The organism is Ignavibacteriota bacterium, from assembly GCA_019637995.1.
Taxonomy (GTDB): domain Bacteria; phylum Bacteroidota; class Ignavibacteria; order Kapaibacteriales; family UBA2268; genus JANJTB01.
Genome location: JAHBUQ010000002.1, coordinates 19,388 through 42,812, shown reverse-complemented (window position 1 = coordinate 42,812; position 23,425 = coordinate 19,388). Strand labels below are relative to the sequence as shown.

At 34.8% G+C, this 23,425-nt stretch carries 16 protein-coding genes; 5 read left to right on the top strand and 11 right to left on the bottom strand.

Annotation, left to right across the window (positions count from 1 at the left end; all coding sequences use genetic code 11):
* The first annotated feature begins 90 nt into the window (after positions 1-90).
* Positions 91-1,596: an NAD(P)H-hydrate dehydratase gene (locus KF896_06260; protein MBX3043302.1), complete on the top strand. Its 1,506-nt coding sequence runs from the start codon at positions 91-93 to the stop codon at positions 1,594-1,596.
* A gap of 32 nt (positions 1,597-1,628) precedes the next feature.
* Here the strand turns inward: KF896_06260 and KF896_06255 are convergent, their stop codons facing one another.
* From KF896_06255 to KF896_06230, 6 genes are all read right to left on the bottom strand, one after another.
* Positions 1,629-2,174, bottom strand: a complete 546-nt coding sequence (locus KF896_06255) for a hypothetical protein (GenBank protein ID MBX3043301.1) — start codon at positions 2,172-2,174, stop codon at positions 1,629-1,631.
* Positions 2,175-2,660: 486 nt separating this feature from the next.
* On the bottom strand, positions 2,661-2,795 hold the full coding sequence (locus KF896_06250; GenBank protein MBX3043300.1) for a hypothetical protein: 135 nt from the start codon (positions 2,793-2,795) through the stop codon (positions 2,661-2,663).
* Positions 2,796-2,939: 144 nt separating this feature from the next.
* The gene (locus KF896_06245) at positions 2,940-5,129 is read right to left on the bottom strand and encodes a T9SS type A sorting domain-containing protein (protein MBX3043299.1); all 2,190 of its coding nucleotides are present in this window, start codon (positions 5,127-5,129) and stop codon (positions 2,940-2,942) included.
* Positions 5,130-5,185: 56 nt separating this feature from the next.
* A complete protein-coding gene (locus KF896_06240) occupies positions 5,186-5,689 on the bottom strand; it encodes a hypothetical protein (protein ID MBX3043298.1) in 504 nt (167 codons plus the stop codon).
* A gap of 19 nt (positions 5,690-5,708) precedes the next feature.
* Positions 5,709-6,491, bottom strand: coding sequence for a hypothetical protein (locus KF896_06235; protein MBX3043297.1), 783 nt, complete (start codon positions 6,489-6,491; stop codon positions 5,709-5,711).
* Between the two features lie 735 nt (positions 6,492-7,226).
* Positions 7,227-8,549: a serine hydrolase gene (locus KF896_06230; GenBank protein ID MBX3043296.1), complete on the bottom strand. Its 1,323-nt coding sequence runs from the start codon at positions 8,547-8,549 to the stop codon at positions 7,227-7,229.
* A gap of 299 nt (positions 8,550-8,848) precedes the next feature.
* Here KF896_06230 and KF896_06225 point away from each other — a divergent pair, with 299 nt between their 5' ends.
* Positions 8,849-9,367, top strand: a complete 519-nt coding sequence (locus KF896_06225) for a hypothetical protein (protein MBX3043295.1) — start codon at positions 8,849-8,851, stop codon at positions 9,365-9,367.
* A 72-nt stretch (positions 9,368-9,439) separates the two neighbouring features.
* Positions 9,440-9,991 (top strand): PepSY-associated TM helix domain-containing protein, encoded by a 552-nt coding sequence (locus KF896_06220; GenBank protein ID MBX3043294.1) that lies wholly within the window; start codon positions 9,440-9,442, stop codon positions 9,989-9,991.
* A gap of 127 nt (positions 9,992-10,118) precedes the next feature.
* Here KF896_06220 and KF896_06215 read toward each other — a convergent pair whose 3' ends face one another.
* The 3 genes from KF896_06215 to KF896_06205 all read right to left on the bottom strand — a co-directional run bounded on the left by KF896_06215 (position 10,119) and on the right by KF896_06205 (position 17,534).
* Entirely contained in the window at positions 10,119-10,862 is a 744-nt protein-coding gene (locus KF896_06215; protein MBX3043293.1) for a PhoH family protein, read from the bottom strand.
* Between the two features lie 302 nt (positions 10,863-11,164).
* Positions 11,165-14,335 (bottom strand): preprotein translocase subunit SecA, encoded by a 3,171-nt coding sequence (gene secA / locus KF896_06210; protein ID MBX3043292.1) that lies wholly within the window; start codon positions 14,333-14,335, stop codon positions 11,165-11,167.
* A gap of 91 nt (positions 14,336-14,426) precedes the next feature.
* A complete protein-coding gene (locus KF896_06205) occupies positions 14,427-17,534 on the bottom strand; it encodes a PD40 domain-containing protein (GenBank protein MBX3043291.1) in 3,108 nt (1,035 codons plus the stop codon).
* Between the two features lie 227 nt (positions 17,535-17,761).
* Here KF896_06205 and KF896_06200 point away from each other — a divergent pair, with 227 nt between their 5' ends.
* Both KF896_06200 and rsmD read left to right on the top strand, forming a co-directional pair.
* Entirely contained in the window at positions 17,762-18,694 is a 933-nt protein-coding gene (locus KF896_06200) for a hypothetical protein (GenBank protein MBX3043290.1), read from the top strand.
* Positions 18,691-19,245, top strand: a complete 555-nt coding sequence (gene rsmD / locus KF896_06195; protein MBX3043289.1) for a 16S rRNA (guanine(966)-N(2))-methyltransferase RsmD — start codon at positions 18,691-18,693, stop codon at positions 19,243-19,245. Before KF896_06200 ends, rsmD begins: the two co-directional genes overlap by 4 nt.
* Before the next feature lie 41 nt (positions 19,246-19,286).
* On the opposite strand, the gene KF896_06190 is transcribed toward rsmD, so the two are convergent.
* Complete coding sequence (locus tag KF896_06190) at positions 19,287-20,423, bottom strand: hybrid sensor histidine kinase/response regulator (protein ID MBX3043288.1); 1,137 nt, start codon at positions 20,421-20,423, stop codon at positions 19,287-19,289.
* Between the two features lie 92 nt (positions 20,424-20,515).
* Positions 20,516-23,350: a glycoside hydrolase family 3 C-terminal domain-containing protein gene (locus KF896_06185; GenBank protein MBX3043287.1), complete on the bottom strand. Its 2,835-nt coding sequence runs from the start codon at positions 23,348-23,350 to the stop codon at positions 20,516-20,518.
* Positions 23,351-23,425 lie beyond the last annotated feature (75 nt).

The window sequence follows — 23,425 nt, the reverse complement described above, 5'->3', positions numbered from 1 at the left end:
CGAATAAAAGTAATTCTTTGTTAAATAATTCGGAATTTTCATTTCTATTACTTACTTTTGTAAAATAAATTATTTAAATGGTGTTTGAAAATGTCAATTTCAGTATTAACAAAAGATGAGTCAGTCAAGTCTGATAACTATGCTATGACACATTACGGCATACCATCTCAAATTTTGATGGAGAATGCCGCCCGTTCTGCCGCTCAAATATTAACAGAATACATTAAGATGGAAGATGAAATTTGCATTTTATGTGGCTCGGGAAATAATGGTGGTGATGGTTTTGCTCTGGCAAGGCACCTTGATACACTTGGGTTTGGAAAGATATCTGTTCTCTCAATAGCAGAATTATCCAAAATGAGTAATGAAACCAAAGTGAATTATGAAATCTGTCAAAAAATGAATTTAAAAGTTATTGAAGGTAATCCTGAAATAATTACAAATGAATTAAATCAAAAAAATTATAATTGCTATATAGAAGCTCTTATTGGGGTTGGTGGAAGCGAGAATTTGCGGGGTGATATTATTAAATTACTGGATTCCGTAAATAGTAAAATTGGCTTCAAAGTAGCAATAGATATGCCTGCAGGGATGAATTCCGATACCGGAAAAAAACATAATTCTGCATTCAGAGCAAATTTAATTATTACAATGCTTGCTCCAAAAGTTGGCTTTTTTTTAAATAATAATAAAAATTATTTTGATGAAATCAGGATAGCTTCATTAGGGCTGAATGATGATTTCATCAGACAATTTGCTTCTGCAAAATTCTATGAAACTCATGATATTGAGAAAATGATTGGCAAAAGGGAGATGAACTCTTCGAAATTTGATTATGGTCAGGTGTTGATTATTGCAGGTTCACGGAAGTATCCCGGAGCTGCCGCTCTGACAGCCAATGCCGCTACAAGATGCGGCTCAGGGCTTGTTTACCTTGCTTCTACTGCATTTCATAACGCTCTGGCTCCTGAAATTATACAGATTCACCTGAAATCTGATTCAGGAGGCTTTATCTGTCCTGATAATTTCGGGGAACTATCGAAAATGGTTGAAAAATGTTCTTCTATCGCGATAGGTCCCGGAATTGGTGACGAGCCTGAAACACTTACTTTGATTAGAAATATTGTTGAGAAATTTCCCGATAAAAAGTTTGTAATTGATGCTGATGCCATCAAAGCCTTCACTGCAAATGATAAACTAAATATGAATGTTATACTTACTCCTCACATCTATGAATTTGCTCGACTGACAAAAATTGCCCCTAAAGATATAAGTGAAAATTACTATGAATTGACCAAGCATTATGCAGGAAAAATGAATTGCATTATTCATCTGAAATCAGTTCCGGCGATTACCTTCGACGGTAAAAGGCAGGTAATTACAACAATCGGCAATCCGGGTATGGCAAGCGGTGGAAGTGGCGATGTGCTTACAGGTATCTTTGCCTCACTGTCGGCAAGAGGTCTGTCACAGTTTGAGGCGGCATCACTTGGCAGCTTTGTTCACGCAAAATCAGGCGACATTGCTGCTGAAAAATTTTCGCAAAATTCCATGATTGCAAGCGACATAATAGAATGTCTTAAATGGGTTGTTTAATATATATTTTAAAATAACATCATAAATTCTATTCAGAAACTTAAACCAAAGCTAAGCCCAATTGGAATAAATACTATACTTCCTGCAGCTTCACCTGCAATCGGAAACTGAATATAAATTCTGAAATTGTAATCTTTTGATATCATCGGATGTATTCTGTATGCAATTATCGGATACAAAAGGTAAGATTCTATTTCGTTGCCATTTATGTAGGTTCCTCCCATACCCATCTCGAAATAATGTCGCTCTTTCCCAATTGATGCGGTAATGCCATGTGGAATTGTAGTATAACTATCTTGTGGTGGACATGAACCTATACAAAATCTGAAGTCGGTATTTACACCGATACCAATTCTTGTTGCTATAAAGAAATTCTGGCTAAAAAAATAAGCTCTCTCATAATTGAACGATATCAAAGATGCATCACCTAAAAAGTTCAAATTGATGCTATTTAAAGGTCGCTCAAAAATCACATTACTATTAATTTGGATATTTTCATTAAGTTGGAAAAACAAATTTTGCTTTAATTCTGATTGGTTGAATTCTTCATTCATTAATGCTACAATTGAATTTGTCATTAAACACGAAAAGAGCAGTATTATAAATGCATATTTTATGCTGTTCATTCAAAATATCTCAATTAATCTTTCCTAAACTATATATTTATGATAGATAAATAAATAATAAGCAAATATACGCAATTAATATCAACTTAACAAAAAATTAGTTATATAATCGCAAAATTCTTGTCAAATAAATTACTATAATCAATTCAAGTCTTATGTAATCCAGACTTATAGGCAGATGCTAAACATCAATACTTAGATACACATCATTTTGAGAGGCAGTAGTGGTCAAGACTTCAAAACCGAACATATCAAATATTTAGACTCAATAACCTTCCAATAGTTCGAAACCTTCGGATGTTTTATTGATCTTCAAATATTTCACAAATTTATCAATATTATTCAGCATTTCTGTCAGAATAGCGGAGTATTCTGATTAAAAGATTTCGCGGATTTCAAAAAGCAAGGGCAGGTTCCGAACCTGCCCCTACGGTATTTCTAAATCTTCACAAACTTCTCTATGTTTTCACCAATCCTGATGAAATACACTCCTGCCGGCAAATGCGATACATCAATTCTTTGGGTGGACAGGTCAAGTCCTATCCCTACAGACATTACTTCAATCCCAAGCATATCAAATATTTGTACTTTATCTACTGCTGCAAAGGGCTGAAGCCCTTTGTTGCTGAGTTGGATTTAACATTCAGCCATGTTAAATCTTCACAAATAATTTAAATCCAATCCCCCTTTTCGCTTTGTCAAAAGGGGATTTGACTTCTAATATTTCACAAACTTCTCAATAATATTCCCAATACGGATGAAATACACTCCTGTAGGCAAATGCGATACGTTAATTCTTAGTAGCTCAGACGCCCCCGTCTGAGTATTTATCATATTATTCACAGACGAGGGCGTCTGTGCTACCTCCAATCCAAGCATATCGAATATTTGCACCGCAGAAACTTCGGAAGTTTTGGAAACTTCCGAAGTTTGAATATTGAGTGTAATGAAATCACTTGCGGGATTGGGGTAAAGAATTATGCTTTGATTTTTAGTATGATTTTCTTTTATACTTGTTGTGTTAAGCAGGTCAACTAACTTGGCTTTAAAAATCATAGATGTAGGTTTAACAACTGTATATACATATTCACCCCTGAATTCTAAATCCTCAAAAATATAATTTCCATAACTAAAAATCCCGGAACTTCCAGCTATTGTAGTATCTCTTGAATGCCAAGTTTCTCCCATATCGGAAGAGATATATAGTTTATTAGCTGCATATTGACCAAATGCACTTATGTAAAGATTGCTTTCATGTAATTTAATCGTTTTTATGTTAATGGATATATTGTCCTTAAATTTTAGTTCCCAAGTCTCACCATAATCATGCGAGAGATAAAATCCGTCATTTGTACCTGCAAACACATAATTACCGCTTACTTGTATGTCGTATATATATAAATCATCCAATCCTTTTTGTACCCATGTATTACCTAAATCTGACGAAAAAAATACACCTTTACCACCATGTGTACCACCTGTTCCGGCAAAAATATTATCCCCATCAATTGCTACAGAATATATTCCTGTACCAAATCCATCATTCTTGATTTCCCAACTAATACCTGAGTCAGTCGATAGTATAACTCCATTAGTAACTGTTGCAATAGCCCAATTATTGCCATTAATAATTAATTTACGTAATCCTCCAGATGAACCCGTTACTTCTTTACTTTGCCATGATTCGCCTAAATCTGTTGAATAATACAGACCTTTGTAATAATCAAGAACCCAAAGAGTGTCTCCTTGAAAAGTCATTGACCAAATACTATGATATCTTCCCTGAAATCCGACAGCTTTCCATGAATTTCCCATATTAGTTGACCTGTAAATCCCGCCTCCCCAAGCTTGAAATGAATTAGGTCTATCTGAAGATATAAAGATATTTTCTCCTGATAGTAATAATAAATTAGCATTTTTATCGTTAAAAGTTTTTCCTTCAAAATATTCCCCTTCGTCTATGGATACTAAGATACCATCATACTCTGTTCCAACAATTATGTTCTTATCAATTACAGCCAATGACAAAATATTCTTTCCCCAATACTCCTTCTCACCATTCATTGCAGTAGATTTGAATAAAATACCATTGGTTTTTGATTCCCATGTATCACCCATATCAGAGGAAATTTGTATGTCCATCGGGTAGGAATAAAACCCTGCATAGATTTTATTGTTGTTAAATTTTACCGCGACAGCTTTTCCAAAAGGAAATTTTCGAATCCAATTTTCTCCAGAGTCAGTAGATAAAAATATTCCTTTTTCAGTACCTGCTACAATATTTTCCCCCTCTATGTCAATAGAGTAAACTGTTGAATCTGCTTTATCGGTTAGTTCTTCTTTTTTAACTTCCCAACTGATTCCCATATCAGAGGAGTAATAAATTCCACCACCTCTGGTTCCTATATATATATGTACATCTTTGATTGCAATTGAGCTAATTAAAATATTCTCTGGCAATATATTTGTTGATTCCCAGTTATCTCCATTATCTGAGGTGTAAAATATTTCATTATCAAAACATGCAAAAACATAATCATCATTTGCAGCTAATCTTCTAACACTTAGCTGGGGTAGTCCTTTTATTTTCTTTTCCCAGCGAACTCCCATATCTGTTGATAGAAATATTCCACTGTCTGCTGTTGCTACATAAACATTATTTCTACTTATAACTATACTTCTTACATTAAGCGGTTTTGAATCTGTACCTAAACTTCTATTTATCCAGTTCAGACCTTTATCAGAGGAATAAATTACTCCTGATGTTGTTGAACCTGCAAAAACGTTGTTACCCGAAGTTGCTATTGATTGGAAAATAGAATTCGGGTCATAAGGATGTATTGCTTCCCATTGTGAATAAGAAACTTGAGACATGACCAGTAAAAAAATAATAATTGATATTTTCATTTCAGTACCTCCATACCCCAACCCGCTTCAATGTAGCGAGTTGGTGTGTATTACATTTATAGATTTTTGATAAATTTAAACATATATTTTCTTTGCTGCCTATCTGTTAGTAAGACAAAATAGGCCCCAACTGGATAATATCCAACATTAACTGATAATCTTTGTTCATCTGTCTTTGTTGGTTCTGAATATAATACGTTCCCAAGCAAATCGGAAATTATAATTTGCTGAACTTCAAATCCATTTAAATTGATTACTAATTCTGAATTTATAAGGTAAAATGAGGGTGAATTTCTAACTACCTCATCCTTAATGGAAGTCTTGGCAAATTCCTGCTGTGTTACATCATAATTTGACATTTTTTGAATAAAAATGTAGTGACTAATTTTGCTCGATATCAGAACCCAGTCTTTAGTATCTGATTTTAAAATATATTGCTTTTCCCATTTCCAGTAATCATTAGAACAATGTCTTATTATGACTGTTGAATTTGCCAATTCACTTGATAATAAGCCAAGGAAAAATAACAATATAGACATACAACAAATTCTAGTTTTCATAAATTCTCCATTAATTATGTTACCACTCAATTGGAATGCAAACAGCTGTACATTCACTAGCATTTACCCATGTAACGTTATAGTATATCCCATTAATATTAATCTGTTGCGCTGTTGGACCTGAACCAGGTATTGGGCATGGTTCTGAAGGTTGAGTTCCTTCGCAAACGCCACCTCCGGTTCTTATTACACTTCTAACAATACTACCATCAGGATTTTTGCAGTATTGATATTCAGTTGTACAACAACCTGTTGGTGTGCAGTATTTTGGTAACCAGAGAAGTGCGTCAGGTTGTCCGGGTGCAGATAATCCTACAGTACAAACCATTTTGCAGGTCGCTTCAAGATAATAAAAAGACTTCTGCATTTCAGGACACGGATAATTATTTGAAACAGCATCAAATAGTCTGTTAAAGATGTCATCGTAAATATCTTTCATCAAATTTTGATAGTTATCCATATTCAATTCAGGAAAATCAGGATGCACTTTATTAATAAGTACTACACATGGCGGTGGAAAATTAATGTTTACTCTTATGTAAAGTATTTCAACAAATGTCCGTGGTTCTGGACAGTTGCAATTCGTGATTTTATATGTGACTATACAAGGGCATCCTTCTATAAGGATTGTTTCAGTTACAATTGTTGAGTCGCAATCATTGCATTCGGTAAATTGTAATTGATAACAGGGAGAGAAAGTAGTGTCAATTACATAATAGGGAACCTGCCCAAATAGATTAGTTGATGAAATTATTAAGAAAATTCCAACAACCGTTGTAATTAAATATATTTTTTTTAACATTTTGTTCACCATCAATAATTTATAATTTTATTTATTTAAAAAAAGTTCAGATCAACTTTAACTAAAAATTGTTAAAATTCATAAGACAGACTTTAGTTTTTATTACGAAGTCCCGCATCATCCAATTTTTGCGACAGAAATGATTTATATTTTGTAAATCTTATCTGCCGCTAAATCGTAATTCCGGGAATTTTAAGCTCCTCAAATAAAATAAAAATTTTAATTTTGTGAAAATACTTTTCGTTGAGAATTCGTTGAGAATTCGTTGAGAATTCGTTGAGAATTCGTTGAGAATTCGTTGAGAATTCGTTGAGACAAAATTTATTAAACAAAAATTCTTTTTCTGCTGAAGTAATAAAGGAGAGATTAAGCGTTTGAAATATGCAGATAACAATATGGCAAAAAGATATATTTTTGCCCCAAGAGATAGGGCAATGTTACTATAAATTTTATGATATTTACCCATCAAAATCATATTTTATCTTAGTTACCATAATCATATTGCTAAAATAAGAAATTTCTGAATATTATACAAATAAATTTTTTATTTTTAACAATATTCAAAAAGCAAGATGTCCGACACTTGCGAAGTGTAGGACATCTATTTTCGCTGCATAATCTGAACGCAAAGGGCTGAAGCCCTTTGTTGCAACTTGTGATTTAACTTTCAACTCAATATCTTTTAACTTAATTACTTTAATTCTGTAACATTCAACTCAATAACATTCAACATAGTTACATCTTCACAAATTTCTCTACCTTATCACCAATACGGATAAAATACACTCCTGCGGGCAAATGTGATACATCTATTCTTTGTGTGGACAGGTCAAGCCCTGTCCCTACAGACATAACTTCTAAACCGAGCATATCGAATAGCTGCACTTTTTCAGTCGCTGCAAAGGGCTGAAGCCCTTTGTTGCTGAATTGAATTGTAATGAAATCACTTGCGGGATTTGGGCTGACATAAAAATTGTTTTCTGATTCATAAACACTCATTTCTGTATTCATAATATCGTTGAGATATTTCCAAATATTACTGCTGAAATCTTTGGATACGAATAGATTTTCGCCGGGGTCTTCACCCATTCTAACCCAAACTATGCCAGTGCTTGGTGAAACATGTAAGCACTGACCATCTTTACCGAGAGCTGCATAAGCATCTTCAGGTGCTTCACTGAACAACATACCCTTAAATACTAAAGATGTTTGCGGTACCATAAAACTTCCCTTTCCGTTTAGCCACCAGAGATAGCCATAAGATTTATTCAAATCATTTGAAGTATTTATCATATCAAATAGATAGTTCTTATCTGAAAATATTTCCGTTTCACCCCATTTACCATTGCCGAGCATAAGCAAGCCGAAACGCGCCATCGAGCGTGGTGTACTGAAATATACATTGTTATAACCAATTTTAAACCAGGCACCGTTCATACCAATCCGATTTCTGATTTTTCTGAAAAAATACTGGTTGTAACTTTCGCCGGATGCTTCTTCAATTACATTTTCAATCAGCGTGTAAGGTGCATTATGATAGTACCACTGCGAGCCTGCATCTGCTTTATATTTCAGACATTCGGGCTCGGTACAGTCAGTGCTTTCAACATTGAAGTCCAAGCCTGTAGTCATTGTAAGTTGATTGCGGATAGTAATCAGGTCTTCTTTGTCCTTAGTCAATGAAGTCCAGCTTTCACCAAGATAAATTGAAGTTTTATCGTTAATATTCAGAAAACCTTCCTCCTGAGCTAATCCTGCTAAAGCCGCCGTAAGTGTTTTTCCGGCAGAAGCCCAGTACCAGTTACTATCCTGAGTGAAATTGCCGAAATACTTTTCAAGAACAATTTTCCCATCTTTCAAAACAATGAACCCTTTTGATTTTTTATCTTCTAAATAGTTGAAAAGTACAGGAATTTTATCTGTATTCCAACCCAGTTCTTCGGGGCTTGTTGTTTCCCATTTTTGTCCTATTACGATAGGGGGGAAGTATAATTCATCTGCATTTATAGTAACAGTTGCAATTAAAATAATTACAAAAAAAGTAATTAATATTCTCATGATTGACTCATTTAAAAATTTTGATACAAAACAAAAAAATATTGTCGTAGTAGATAGCAAAATTAATTATTGATTAGACAAATCTAGCAATTAAAAAGTTTAATTATTATATAGATAATTATTAAATTTAATAAATTGTATATTATTTTTACATCGCTAATTCAACAGTTTATGCTTAAGTAAAAATTTTAAGTATGTAACGTATGAAAAATACAGAAAAATAACATAAAAATTTTTTTAATAAGAAATAAAGTCATACTTTTGAATGTATTTGTGTCTCTTTTAAAAAAGGAATATTTATGAATAGAATATTGTTAATACTGATTGCGGGCTTAGTGATGATGACAGCCTGCAGCAGTGATAAAACAGACTCTGCAAAGAATGCGGGTGTTGACAAAGTTTATACTTTGGAAGAACTACTTAGCGATGAATTCACAAATACAGGTGACAAAGTCACAATAGAAGGTTTGTGTATTCATGTATGTGCCCATAGTGGCAAAAAAATGTTTTTAGCCGGTAAAGATGCTGATAATAAATTGCAAATATTTACATCTGATGTTATTTCTGCTTTTGATAAGAAGTATGAAGGCAGTACATTAAGGGTTGTCGGAACTCTTGAAGAGGAGAAAATTGATATGAATTATATCAAAGAGTGGGAAGAAGAACTTGCTGCTGAAGCCGCTGAAGTTGGCGAGCATGCATGTGAGTTCGAAGATAATATGAATAGAATTGACCTGCTGAAGGATAAAATTGCAAAGAGTAAAAAAGGTTACATATCGAAATATACTATGACAGGTGTCGAAGTTAAAGAGATGTAATTAAATATTTTTTTTTCAAGCGGTGGTTTTATAAATAAATCGCCGCTTTTTTTATTGAAATAGACTGAAAATATGAAGATATACAAATTAAATAAAACTCTTCACAGAGATATCGGCTATTTTTTTGTCGGAATGATTTTGATTTATGCGATTTCCGGTATTGCAATAAACCATAAAGGCGACTGGAATCCAAACTATATAATTCGCAATCAGGATTTCGGACTTGGTCGCCCTGTCAGCAAAAGCGAAGTTGATATGAAATTGATTGATACAATACTTGAGTTGGCAGATGCTAAGGGAGAGTACAAAAGTCACTATTTTCCGGATAGCGAGCGGCTAAGAATATTTGTTGATGGTGGAAATATTACATTGTTTCTGGACAGGGGCGATTTTAAAGTAGAGACAATCCTAAATAGACCCATTTTCAAACAAGTAAACTTCCTTCACTATAATCCCGGAGTTCTTTGGACTTGGTTTTCTGATATATTTTGTGTAGCACTTGCATTTCTTGCAATATCCGGATTATTTATTCTAAAAGGTAAATACGGACTTGTCTGGCGAGGTGCTATACTTGTATCAATCGGAATTTTAATTCCACTATTATTTTTGTTGATATACTTATAATTCCTAACTCCATCAGTTAATAAATAATTGTCAGGTTAAAATGAGAAAGTATATGATTCTTTAAATTAAGCCCTTCTAATAAGTATGTTTTAAAATTCAAAAAAGGCTCGATAAAACAAAGATCAACTCATGATTTATTCCTCGGAAGTTTTTCATCAAATTTCAATTTTTCGTAGCGCTCGGTAATTTCAATCAGGATTTTATTTCTAACAATATCTGCCTGTTCGAATTCAAAAACACCAATACCTTTTATATCGCGAACCATATTAACAAAAAACTGAAGTGCTACATGATAAGCATTGATATCATACTGATGTAAGTCTCCGGAAATTATAACTTTACTTTTATTACCCATCCTCGTTGTGAAGAGCATCAATTGCCTGATATCACAATTCTGTGCTTCATCCAAAATCATAAGCGAATTATCAAAAGTCGCTCCTCTCATAAATGCGAGCGGTCTGAATTCGATCACATTTTCCTTGAGCAATTTCTCAAAAATTCGCTTTTTCATCAGTTTCTGAAAAGTGATTTTGTAGCTTTCGTAATGAGGGTCAATCTTGGATTCAATATCTCCGGGGAGAAAACCGAGTTTTTCGCCTGCTTCCTGAATTGGTTTAGTTAATAACACTTTGTCAAATGTGTTCAACTTAAGTGATTTGACTGCATAATAACAATCAATAAATGTTTTGGAGGTTCCGGCCGGACCCGTACAAATTGTTATGTCATTTTTTTCGATAGTTTCTATCAGTTCTTTTTGCTTGTCTGATAATATTATTGACCTGATTGTATTATCAGATTCAACTCCCAGAGGCTTTGCCTGCCTTTCGATTTTTTCTTCTTCTGTTTCTGCTTTTCTATTTCTCTTTGCCATAGAACATATATAAAATTAGAAAAATGAAATTAATTATGATACAAACATAAGACAATAGATTCATTTAATAAAATGAATTTCATGTTAAGACACCTAATTCAATTATTATACTGATAGTTGCGAAGTATTTAAGGCATAAAAAATATGATTAATAATTGAAAAAAAAATGGTCTTATTAACCAAAATATACTCGGGATAAAAAACTTAATATGTTACTATAAAAAAAATCAATCTCGCGGGAAAAAACGAGATTGATTTTCAGAAAATTTTATACTATAGTATTATATTAACAGTAATACGGATTATTCGTCATCTAAAACATCGCATACTGAATTGGCAATATCTTCTTCTACTTTTTTATATTTAGCTGTAACAATCTTACCATCGCGATATTTAACTTTGACAGTATCATTTCTTCCAAATTTCCTTTCTGATCTCTTAAATGTATTGCTTACTGTAGTCGCCTGACCGCCGGGTTGTTGCTGCTGAGGCACATTTTGAAGAAATGCAGGTGTTTGAGTAGAATGTTCAAACTTCATAGTTCCTGATGCAGTACGTTGTCTGACTTGTAATTCATCAGCTGTAGCATGACCTGCGGCAGGTTTGCGAAGTTTGACTTCACGTTGTACCATTTGAGGGAAATATTTGAATGCGAAAATTACGCTTTCTTTGTTTATTTCCTTGACTAATTCAACAAATAGACCATAAGCTTCTGACTTGTATTCTAAAAGTGGGTCTTTCTGACCGTAAGAACGGAGATGAATACCTTCCTTAAGGTCGTCCATAACTCTCAGATGCTCACGCCATTTATCGTCAATAGTCTGCAATACGGCAACTCTTTCGAGCTTGGACATAAATTCTTTACCAAGCATCTCCTCTTTTCTTTCATAAAATTCTTTGGCAGCTTTAATCACTCGTTCAATTAAATCATTATTGTTGTCTTTTTCAAAGTCTTTTTCAGAGACTTCAACTTCGCAGAGCAGTTGTGACCTGACTGTATCTTTGAAATCTTTAACTCTCTTTTCGGGTTTGAATTCTTCAATCAGGTTGTAAGCCATATCTTCGATATAATCAAAGAGTTCACCTTTTAGTCGTTCGCCACGAAGAGCAGCACGACGGCGATTATAGATGACTTCTCTCTGTTGATTCATTACATTGTCATATTCGAGTAGTCTTTTGCGGATACCGAAGTTATTTTCTTCAACTTTCTTCTGTGCACGCTCAACCGAATTAGAAATCATAGAGTGCTGAATTGGCTCGCCTTCCGGAATTTTGAGCTTTGCCATAACATTTGCAATTCTCTCGCCTCCGAAAAGTCTCATCAAATCATCTTCGAGTGAGATGTAAAAAATCGAACTTCCCGGGTCACCCTGTCTTCCGGCGCGACCACGAAGCTGACGGTCAATACGCCTTGCATCATGTCTCTCTGAGCCTAAAATCGCCAAGCCGCCATTTTTCTTAACTTCATGGTCGAGTTTGATATCAGTACCACGACCTGCCATATTGGTAGCTATTGTTACAGCACCTTTCATTCCCGCCTGTGAAACTATTTCTGCTTCCTTAGCGTGTTGTTTGGCATTAAGTACATTATGTTTGACACCCTGACGTTTCAGCATTTTTGCAAGTATTTCAGATACTTCAACAGTTGCAGTTCCGACAAGCACGGCTCGACCTGCTTTTTGAAGTTCTTTGATATCCTCTATAATTGCGTTATATTTTTCACGTTTTGTTTTAAAAATCAAATCTTCCTGGTCATCACGCACAATTGGTCTGTTTGTAGGAATTACAGTAACTTCCAGTTTGTAAATTTTTTCAAATTCTCCTGCTTCAGTATCAGCTGTACCTGTCATACCTGCCAGCTTGCGATACAAACGGAAATAATTCTGCAGAGTAATTGTTGCAAAAGTCTGAGTATCACGCTCAACTTTAACATTTTCTTTTGCTTCGATAGCCTGATGAAGTCCGTCTGAATAGCGTCTTCCATCAAGGATACGTCCTGTAAATTCATCAACTATCATGATTTTGCTGTCTTGAATTACATATTCCACATCTTTTTCATAAAGTGAATATGCTCTCAAAAGTTGATTTATCGTATGAATTCTGTCGCTTCTATCAGCAAAAATCAGATGCGCTTCATCCTTCAACCTTTGTTTTTCTTCAGGGCTGAGATTCGGATCACCTTCAATTTGGCTGAATTGTGCCGCAATATCTGGAATTACAAACATATTGGCATCTTCATCTCTTGTACCAAGCAGCTCGCGACCTTTTTCACTGATGTCAATCTGATGAGTTTTTTCATCAATATTGTAGTATAATTCATCATCAATTTCATGCATACGTTTCCCTTTATCACGAAGGAAAAACATTTCAGTATCTCGTTTTAGCTTTTGATTTTCAGGTTCCTGAAGTAATTTTGTCAATTTTTTGTGTTTCGGATATCCGTGATAAGCTCGGAGCAAGCATACGCCGGCTTTTTCAAGGTCTTCTTTACTTCCGGAATTTATATAGCCTTCAGCTTCGGCTACAATAGAGTTGACAAGTTTGAACTGCGCATCAATCAGGCGCTTTACTCTTGGATTCATTTCTTCAAATCTCTGGTCAGTCTGACCTACAGGACCTGAAATAATGAGAGGAGTTCTCGCTTCATCAATCAGTACTGAGTCAACCTCATCAACAATAGCAAACCAGTGTTCGTTCTGAACTAAATTTTCTAAATCAACAACCATATTGTCGCGCAAGTAATCAAAGCCAAATTCGTTATTGGTACCGTAAGTAATATCGCAGTTGTAAATCTTTTTACGGTCTTCATTATCCATATTTGACTGAATTGCACCTACTGTCAGCCCAAGGAAATTATAGACAGGAGACATCCATTCTGAGTCACGTTTTGCAAGATAATCGTTTACTGTGACAAGGTGTACACCTTTTCCGGCAAGAGCATTGAGATATACCGGTGCGACTGCAACAAGAGTTTTACCTTCCCCGGTTGCCATTTCGGCGATTTTCCCTTCGTGAAGTACAATACCACCAATCATCTGAACATCATAAGGCACCATATCCCAAACTGCATGCTGACCGGCATAAGTATAGCTGAAACCTCTTTCTTTCAATCTTTTGCAGGCTTGTCTTACAACTGCAAATGCTTCAGGAAGTATTTCATCTAATTCAGCGTTGATTGTAGAGTATATTTCATCTCCAAGGTCTTTAATCTGTTGAGTAACATCAAGAATTTCAGAGCTGTCGAGTGCTTCGTTTTGAAGTTTTTCCTGTAAGGCTTTTCGATTATCTTCAAGTGATTTTACAGATTCTTTGATTCTGGCTCGGTATTCTGAAGTTTTTGCTTTTAACTGCTCATCTGTAAGTTTATCTAAATCTTTATAGATTTTGTTAATTTCATCAACCACGGGAAGCATTTTTTTTACATCTTTCTCGTGTCTGTTACCTAATATCTTGTTTAAAATTTTGCCGAACATTTGCTTTTATTGAATTATTTGTAATAATTAACAGTAAACGTATTAACGCTATAAGTATTTATTATATGATTGATATAAATGCATTATACAATTAAAAATCGAAACCTATAGAGAATAAATAATATGGCTCAGACCAACGATCAATCTCATTTCTCCATGCAATATCAACTTTCCATGGGATTCCCAGCATATAGGCTCTGATTCCCAATCCACTGCTCATCAGCATATTACCGGGAATTCGTCTGCCGTCATCAAGAGTTTGTGAGAATATTACTTCATCATACCAGGCGGAGCCTACATCAAGAAATATAGCACCGTTTACACCTTGTATAAGAATTGGAAGTGGTCCTGCAATAAGTGCAGTCAAAAGCGGAAATCTGAATTCAGCATTTGCTATGAAATATTTATCACCGACTACTTCACTAACAGCCCAGCCACGCATAGGCATTTCGAATGCCATGAAAGCAAAATCCTCAGGAGAATTAAAAGGTAGTCTGCCACCGCTGAATCTTCGATTTATCCAATTATCGGTACCACCCATAAAGAAATTTTGTGAATTCGGTCCGAGACTAGCTCCGGCTGCACCACGAAGAGCAAATCCAAAGAACCAGCCAAGCGGAATATAAGTCCTGTAATCACCTCTGAATGTTGCGAATCCAACTCCATCATCACCAAGTTTTGGAGAACCGCTGATATCAAGAAAGTATCTTGAGCCGTCTCTTGGACCATAATATCCCCAAAGTGTGTTATCGTGAACATACCTCACTCTTGGCACGACAAGATAGCGGTCGGTTCCACCCAATTCAGGAATATCTACATTTTCCTTACTTAGCATCATGAAATTTGCACCAAATTCCAATCTGTTAAAAAGAGTAAATGGATATGATGCTGTGACACCGGCTCCAAAATTTCTGAATCTGTAAAAGAAATTATCTGCACTTAAAATAAATGCTGATGTATGATAAATATTAAAACTGTAATCAATAATTTTCGGCAGATAATTGTAAGCTAAGAAAAATTGACTGTTTCTAAGGTCAAGAAGTAAATTTGCCTGAAAAAATATTTGATGGTCACCCAAAACGTCACTGAAAAGCATTTGAGTTACTCCCTGAACACCAAAGAAAGTGCTAAAACCCGGATTTCCGAGAATTAAATCAGGTGAAAATGTTACCTTATAATCCTGCTCTTCAAGCTCTTCATCAGTTGTATCTGCTGAAGAGGCATCATCAGATATTTGAATGATTGAAGTGGTATTGTCATCAAGCAAATTCTTCTGAGCATCAACATTTGGGCTTACCATAGCTTGATTTTCGAATGTAACTTCAAAATCTCCGTAGCCTGTGAGTTTTGTTTCCTGAAGTCCGGCATTTTCAATTTCGGCGATAGATTCGATTATTTTCTTTTGCTCGATTTGAGATTGTCTGAATTTAGTAAGCGGAAGTTCATCGATTCCCAAGTCACTGTCCAGCGGATATTTCATCATATAAATATCATAACCGCCATTTATCTGGGTAGTAAATAATGCTTTGGAGGCATCATTGGAAATTGCAATTTGAGTTATGCCTGTGAGTGAATTGGTTAAAGGCTTGGATTTCTTAGTAAATAAATCCATTACATAAATATTGCCAATACCGTTTTTATCCGAAACATACAAAAGTTTGTCATCTCCGGGAACAACAGCAATACTTGTTTTTGTATTTTCAGGGTCGAAAGTTAATCTTTCAATATTTGAAGTTGCTATATCAATAACAAAAATATCGCTTTTGTAAACATCATAATTCCAGATTTTGAAATTATTCATATTGAATATACCGCTCAAATTGTTGCTTCGGTCCGATGTAAAATATATTCTTTTACCGTCAAAGGACCAGCTTATTGACACTACAGAAAAAATATCATCAGTAATTTGCTTTAATTTTTTAGTAATATAATTATACACATAAATATCTGAATGCTTTCCTTGTGAACCGATAAATGCTATTTCGTTATTTTCTTGAGACCACTGTACGGAAGAAATTGATTTAATACCAAATTTCAGCCGGTCATACTTACCTGTCTTAGCATCAACTATAAATATAGCATCTTCAGCACCTGCTTTAGCTGAAATGGCAAGATGAGTTCCTTTGGGGTTCCACGAAATGCCGGGTGTAAGCATATTCAAATCTTCGAAATCCTGAGTTCTCGAGCTACTTACAAGTTGTTTCGCATCCGTTTTATCATCAATGTTTCTGACAAAAATGCCAAAAACGCCACCACTTGTCGAAATATATGCCATTTTTTCGCCATCCGGCGAAATTGCCGGTGACGAGTTATAGAACGTCATATCTTTTTGGTGATTTGTAAGAGGTATGGCATAGTCTTTGGGACTTACAAAAAGCTCCAAATCCGGGAAATAAAATTTCTTAATATCTCGTTGCCATTTTTCCGAAAAATCCTCGAATGACATTTGAAATGTACTTGCGAATGCGGTTTCTACATTTCTGTAAATTCTTAGTCGGTTAATCAAATCTCCAACCCGCTCTTTTCCATAAGTTTCAGCAACATAATTATAGAAGGTCTGCCCGCCACGATATGCAAGATATCCGTTAAGACGATTAAGAGGAGGTAGATTCTCGCTCAATGTAAGGTCACGCATGAACATATCAGTTTCAGTATTCATACCGCCTATGCTCTGCCATTCGGCAAAACCTTCATTCATCCAAAGAGGTATCATAAATCCTCCGCTTGAAGATATTGCTGATTGGAATGTCCCACCATAAAACATATCATTGAGCACAGCATGGACAAGCTCGTGATGAATAACATGGTCTAAAACTGCCCAATTACCTTGAAAAGGCACTACAACACGATTTTTAAATAATTCTGTAACACCGCCAACACCTTCCGGCATAAATTGCATTATAACATTTGTTTGTTGAAAATCGTTATGAGCATCATATACTATAACAGCCACACGGCTTGACATTCGATGATTCAGTGTTTTCACTATTGCGGCTAATGAATTTTCGCATGCTCTGGCTGTGAAATCTGCAAGATACTTTGAACCATCATTATAATATACATCAAAATTAACTGTTTGGACATATTTCCAGTCAAAATTTTCGTATTGAACTTTATTCTTTCCAAACTGAGGATATAAATTTCCGGTATATGCAAAAAACAAAGCTATTATAAATATTAAAATATTATTCTTTTTCATTTTTTAACTCGTCTAAAAAGTTTGTATTCTGATATATAATCAAACTTAAGATTTCGACTACCAAATTGATTACACACTAAAATCTTAGACGAAATCAATAATCAAAAAGTTTAACTACAATTTGCAATAAATCAATTGAAATAAAATAGTTCTTAATGAAATTTGAAACGATAATTTTTTCAATTCATTTTTTTTCATTATGTTTGTGAATTATATAAGAGAAAATTATGAAAAAAATATTATCAATATTTCTAAACATAGACAGAGCTTACTTAACAGGTATAACCATTGATGAAAGCGGGGTTTCACTTGATTATATCAATTCTACAATACATCATATTGACCTTGAAAATTTTAAAACTGAAGAATCACGCAACGGTGTTGCCGAAATGAATAAGTTTTTCTTCGAGATGGATTTCGAACCTGATGAAATCAGCGTAACTTTACCTTCTGAGAGTGTGCTCGTATCTAAGTTTCCGGGCAAACACGACATAACCGATGATGAACTTACTCAGCTACTTAATCTCGAAATAAGGCAATTGTACCCGCAATGCGATCCTAAAGATTACACAACCTATGCTGTTCCTATGCTGCCTGATAATCCGAAATTGCATCAGATGATGGCTGTCATTGTGCCCAATGAGGACTTTAAAGCATTGGAAGAACTTGTACAAATCCTTAATAAGCCTATAGTGAAATTTGATATTACTCAGCTAAATGCTCATACTTGCTTTCTATATAATTATCCGGAAATGGTTGATAAAAATATAATTTTTGTTTGTGTGCAGGGACATTTTATGGATGTGAGTGTATTGTCAGCCGGAAAGCCCATATATTATAACCTGTTAGCTGTTTCGGATTTTAAGAAAGTAGGAGAATTTTTAGAAAAAGAATATGATAAAATTGTTCCAAATTACGTAGATGAAATTCATGCCTGCTACTTTTTCGGTGTTGGTTTGACCAAAGAAATCAATATGATGCTTTGGGAAACTGCAAGCCTTTTGGGGATATTTGAAGCAAAAAGATTAAATTCATTCAGGATGCTTAAGTCAAACTTATCAAAGCGTGAAAAAGAGTATTGCTCCAGAACACTTCATATTTATCCGGCGTGTATCGGTGCTGGTTTACCGGCTCAACACAAAATTTTAAATGTCGAATGAGAATTATTGGTGGTAAATACAAAAGTCGCAGAATAAACCTGAAGATTCCACCTAATGTCAGACCCACAGCAGACAAAAACCGTGAGTCAATGTTTAATGTATTGAATAATTATGTTGATTTCACAGATTTGAAAATTATAGATTTATATGCAGGCTCCGGAGCTTTAGGATTTGAGGCATTGAGTCGTGGAGCCGGTTTTGTTTCATTTGTTGATAATAGCAGAAAATCCTTAGAATTAATTAAAAGTGCCGCCAAGCAACTGGAAATAGATAAAATCAATTTTGAAATAGTTCAGCAGGACGCTCTAAAATATTTACGTTCAAAAAGCAGTAACAAATATGATATTTTGTTTGCAGACCCACCTTATGATAACTGCGATTACAATGATTTGTTTCAAACTATTATTGAAACTGACATATTAGATAATGTTTTTATAGCCGTTATTGAATACAGAACTGTAAATGATATTGAAATCCCTACTCAATTCAATATACTTAGTCAAAAAAAGTTTGGAGATACTTCTTTTTTGGTGATTGAAAAGAAGATTTAAATCTTCACAAAATTTCCTACTTTATTTCCAAAGCATATGACCTACCCGGCAACAGGGAACTTCACATAGAATGTAGAGCCTTCATCGGGGCTTGATACAAGGTGTATTTGACCATTAAGAAGTTCGGTTAGTTTCTTGACTATCGAAAGTCCCAATCCTGTTGATGGCTCGTCAGATGTCGGTTTAGCTGATAGTTTAGCAAATTTTGTAAAAATTTTGGATTTATCATCATTTGTAAAACCAGGACCGCTGTCTTGAATTGAAACTACAACATAATCCTGACTGTCATCATTTGACTTGACGTAATCACATTTAATATAAATTTTTCCTTGAATCTTAGAAAACTTAATAGCATTTGAAAGCAAATTATCAAATATCCTTTCCAATTTCATTCTATCAGCATTCACAATGCATGGCAAATCAGGCTCATCATAAATTAATACCTGTTTTTTAGCTTCAGCCTGAAATAAATATCCTTCAACAACTTTCATCAGTGTATCCCTTAAGTCGAAATCAACAATACTGAGTTTAAGTTTACCCTCTTCAATAAGATTTACTTCCATCAAATCTTTAATTATATTTACAGCTTTTTGAGCAGATGATTTAATTGAATGAGCATAAGAAATTAAATCGCTATTTTCGGGTGAAAGTTTGCCGATAATGAGATCTGAATACCCAATTACAGACTGAAGCGGATTATTAAGGTCATGAGCAGTTAACTCGATTATACCGTTCTTTTCTTCGTTCAGCCGCTTTAGTGCTTCATTCTGATATTTGATTGTTTTAGTCTGTTTGACTAAATTTAAATGATTTCTTACTCTTGAAATAAGTTCTTCTTTATTGAATGGTTTTGTAATATAATCAACGGCACCGTGATTGAATCCCTTTACCATCTCATCGGGTTGATTGAGGGCTGTAAGGAATATCACAGGAATATCCGATGTAGTTGAGTCGGATTTAAAAAGTTTACACAGTTCAAAACCATCAACAACAGGCATCATAATATCTAGTAAAAGCAGATCAGGTATCTCTTGCTTTATAGATTCCAATGCCTCCCGTGCTGATTTTGCGGTCGCAGTTCTGTATCCTTCGCTATGAAGATGAGCCACAGCTACTTCAATGTTAGCCGGATTATCATCTACAATCAATACTAATTCTATATCAGATATATATTGCATAAAATTGGTAATTATAAAAACTTAAAATTACTGCTTTTTTTGTTTTTATGCAATTAATTTATATTAATTTTTGCAATTATTTTTGATATATACTATTTTACTATAGCAAATTTCCTTCGTATTATTTCACTTTTGCTTCTGATTACCAATGAATAGATGCCTGTATTCAAATTTGAGCAATCTATTCTTGCTATATTGCTCAGAAAATCTGAATCCAAAATGACATTCTGTTTATTTCCCAAAATGTCAAAAATTTCAATGTCATAATTTTCGCTCAAAGGAAGTTCTGAAGAGATATTCAAATAACCAGATGTTGGATTTGGATAAATATTCAAGCTAAAATCAGCGATAACAGAAGTGTTTTCCACTCCGCAGTTATCAATTTCAATATTTCCGATTTGCCTGATATCAAGTGATGATGAACCTAATTGTAATTCATAATTTCCATTTTCACGTATATATCTTTTTTTAGCAGGGTCATACGAATACAATTCATTAAGATTCAGATATAAGGTATCAACTCTGGTTTCGCCGGCTTTTAGATGAAGCCTCTTGAACTGTTTCAACTGCTTGATCGGCTGGCTTAGTCTTGAATCCAGATATTTTACATAAAGCTGAACAACTTCATCGCCATCGTATCTTCCTGTGTTTGAAATTTTGTAAGTAATAACTGCAGTATCGCTTTCGCAAAGTTTGATTTCGCCAAAAGGCAAAGTCATATCTGAATATTCAAAATCGGTATAACTAAGCCCGTAACCAAACTCATAAAGAGGTTTTCCTTCAAAATATCTGTAGGTTCTGCCTGCCATATCATAATTATCGAAGTGTGGCAACTCATCAACTGAATTGTGAAATGTAACAGGTGTTCTTCCAGCTGGATTATAATCTCCGAAAAGAACTGCACCAACAGCATCGCCGGCAGTTTGTCCAAGATACCAGGTATGCAAAATTGAATTAATATTTGCATGATGCCAGTTTAAAGCAAGAGTTGTTCCAAGATTCACCATAACTACAGGCTTTCCGCTTGAATGCAGTGCCTCAATAATTTTAAGCTGTCCCCATGGCAAATCCAGACTTGTCCTGTCACCCTGATAAAAGCCCTCAGTTTCGAGGAAACTTTGCTCATTTTCGTAATCAGATGATAGTCCGCCAACATAAATAACTGCGTCAAAATCCTTCGCAAAATCTTTGAGTTCAGCCATTTGCTTGCTACCGGATTTTTTGTTTCCAATTTCAAACTTTATATCTCCCGGCGCCCACCATTGAAGGTACTCAATTAATATATCATAATCTTTATTTGCTTCAAATTCAAAGAATCCTATTCTGGTTATAGTTCCGTGAGGTGTGTAGTCGTCAATAACAACTTTATCGCCTATTCTTATACGTGTTCCATCATCACTTGTAACTTTGATTGTATATTCTCCAGGCTCGTCAACCCTGATAATTCCTGTCCATCTTACTGAGAAAGAATCGGCACTTACCCCTTCAATCGGGTCAATATATCCCCAGTTAAAATCAAGAACAGTATCTATCCTGATAGCAGTTGGCTCTCCCAACATAAAGCGATTGGCAAAATATTCACCTTTGAATCCCGGCTGACCATCATGGGTACGGACATTTTTGGGCGTAACAAGTTCAGTAAGAGTACCGCCTACTTCGGTCTCTTTTCTGAAAACAATGTCTGTACTTTCTGAAACAGTTTTTTTGATTCCTTCTAAAATTGTGACAGGTTTGCTGGGCCAACCGGTATAACTTCCCAAATTTTCGTAAAATACATTTGCATTTGGACCAACTACCAAAATTCTTTCGAGTTCTTTACTTAATGGCAATGTGCCGTCATTTTTTAATAAAACAATTGATTCTTTTGCTGTTTCAAGAGCTATAGAATTATGTTCATCGCTATCCACTACAGAATCAGGTATTTTTGTATATTCTACAAGCTCAGGGTCATCATATAAACCTAATAAAAATTTTGCTCTGTAGAGCCTGAATACTGATATATTGATGTCTTCCTCAGTAACATAACCCTCAAGATAAGCTTTTTTCAAGTGGTCTTTGTAGAAATCGCCACATTCGGAATCAATGCCTGTGAGCAGGGCAAGAGCGGTGCCTTCTCGCTCATTGCTACCTACTTTATGCTCCCAAAAGCTGTCTCCGATAGCATTGCAATCAGTCACGACAAATCCTTTAAAATCCCATTGACGCCTCAGAACATCTTGAATAAGATATGGATTTGTAACAACAGGCCTGCCATTTACAGCGTTGAAAGCAGCCATGATTGAGAAAGCTCCGGCTTCCATAATTGAGCTTTTAAATGCAGGCATATAGGTTTCCCATAAATCTCTTTCGCCAACAATTGCATCAAAGTGATGGCGTTTGGATTCAGGTCCGCTATGAACAACATAGTGTTTGGGTGAAGCAATTGTTTTGAAATATTTTGGATTATCACCCTGCATACCATTTATATATGCTACAGACATCCTTGAAGCAAGATACGGGTCTTCTCCATAAGTCTCCTGAACCCTGCCCCAGCGTGGATCACGTGCTATATTGATGCTTGGAGACCAGAAGTTAAGTCCTACTTCACCATGCCTGAATTTTACTCTTGCTTCATCTGATATTGCATTTGCCACTCTATGCATAAGGTCTAAATTCCAAGTAGCAGATAAATTTATGGATTGAGGAAATACTGTTACATTTTCAATGCAAAGTCCATGTTCACTTTCATTATGCCACTGATAATCGGGAATATTCAGTCTTGGTATTCCATCCCATATACCGGATGACAATGTTTGAATTTTTTCATCAATTGTGAATTGATTAATTAAGTCCCAGACTCTTTTGTCAAGTTCTTCTGTATTTGACAAATCCACTGCTTTTAAGTTTGCAGTCAGAACAACTAATAGTAGCAAAATTTTCTTAAACATTCAGCACTCCGAGAATATAATTTACTAATATATTTAAAATAAAAAAAGTGAAAACGCACAGCTTTCACTTTACAA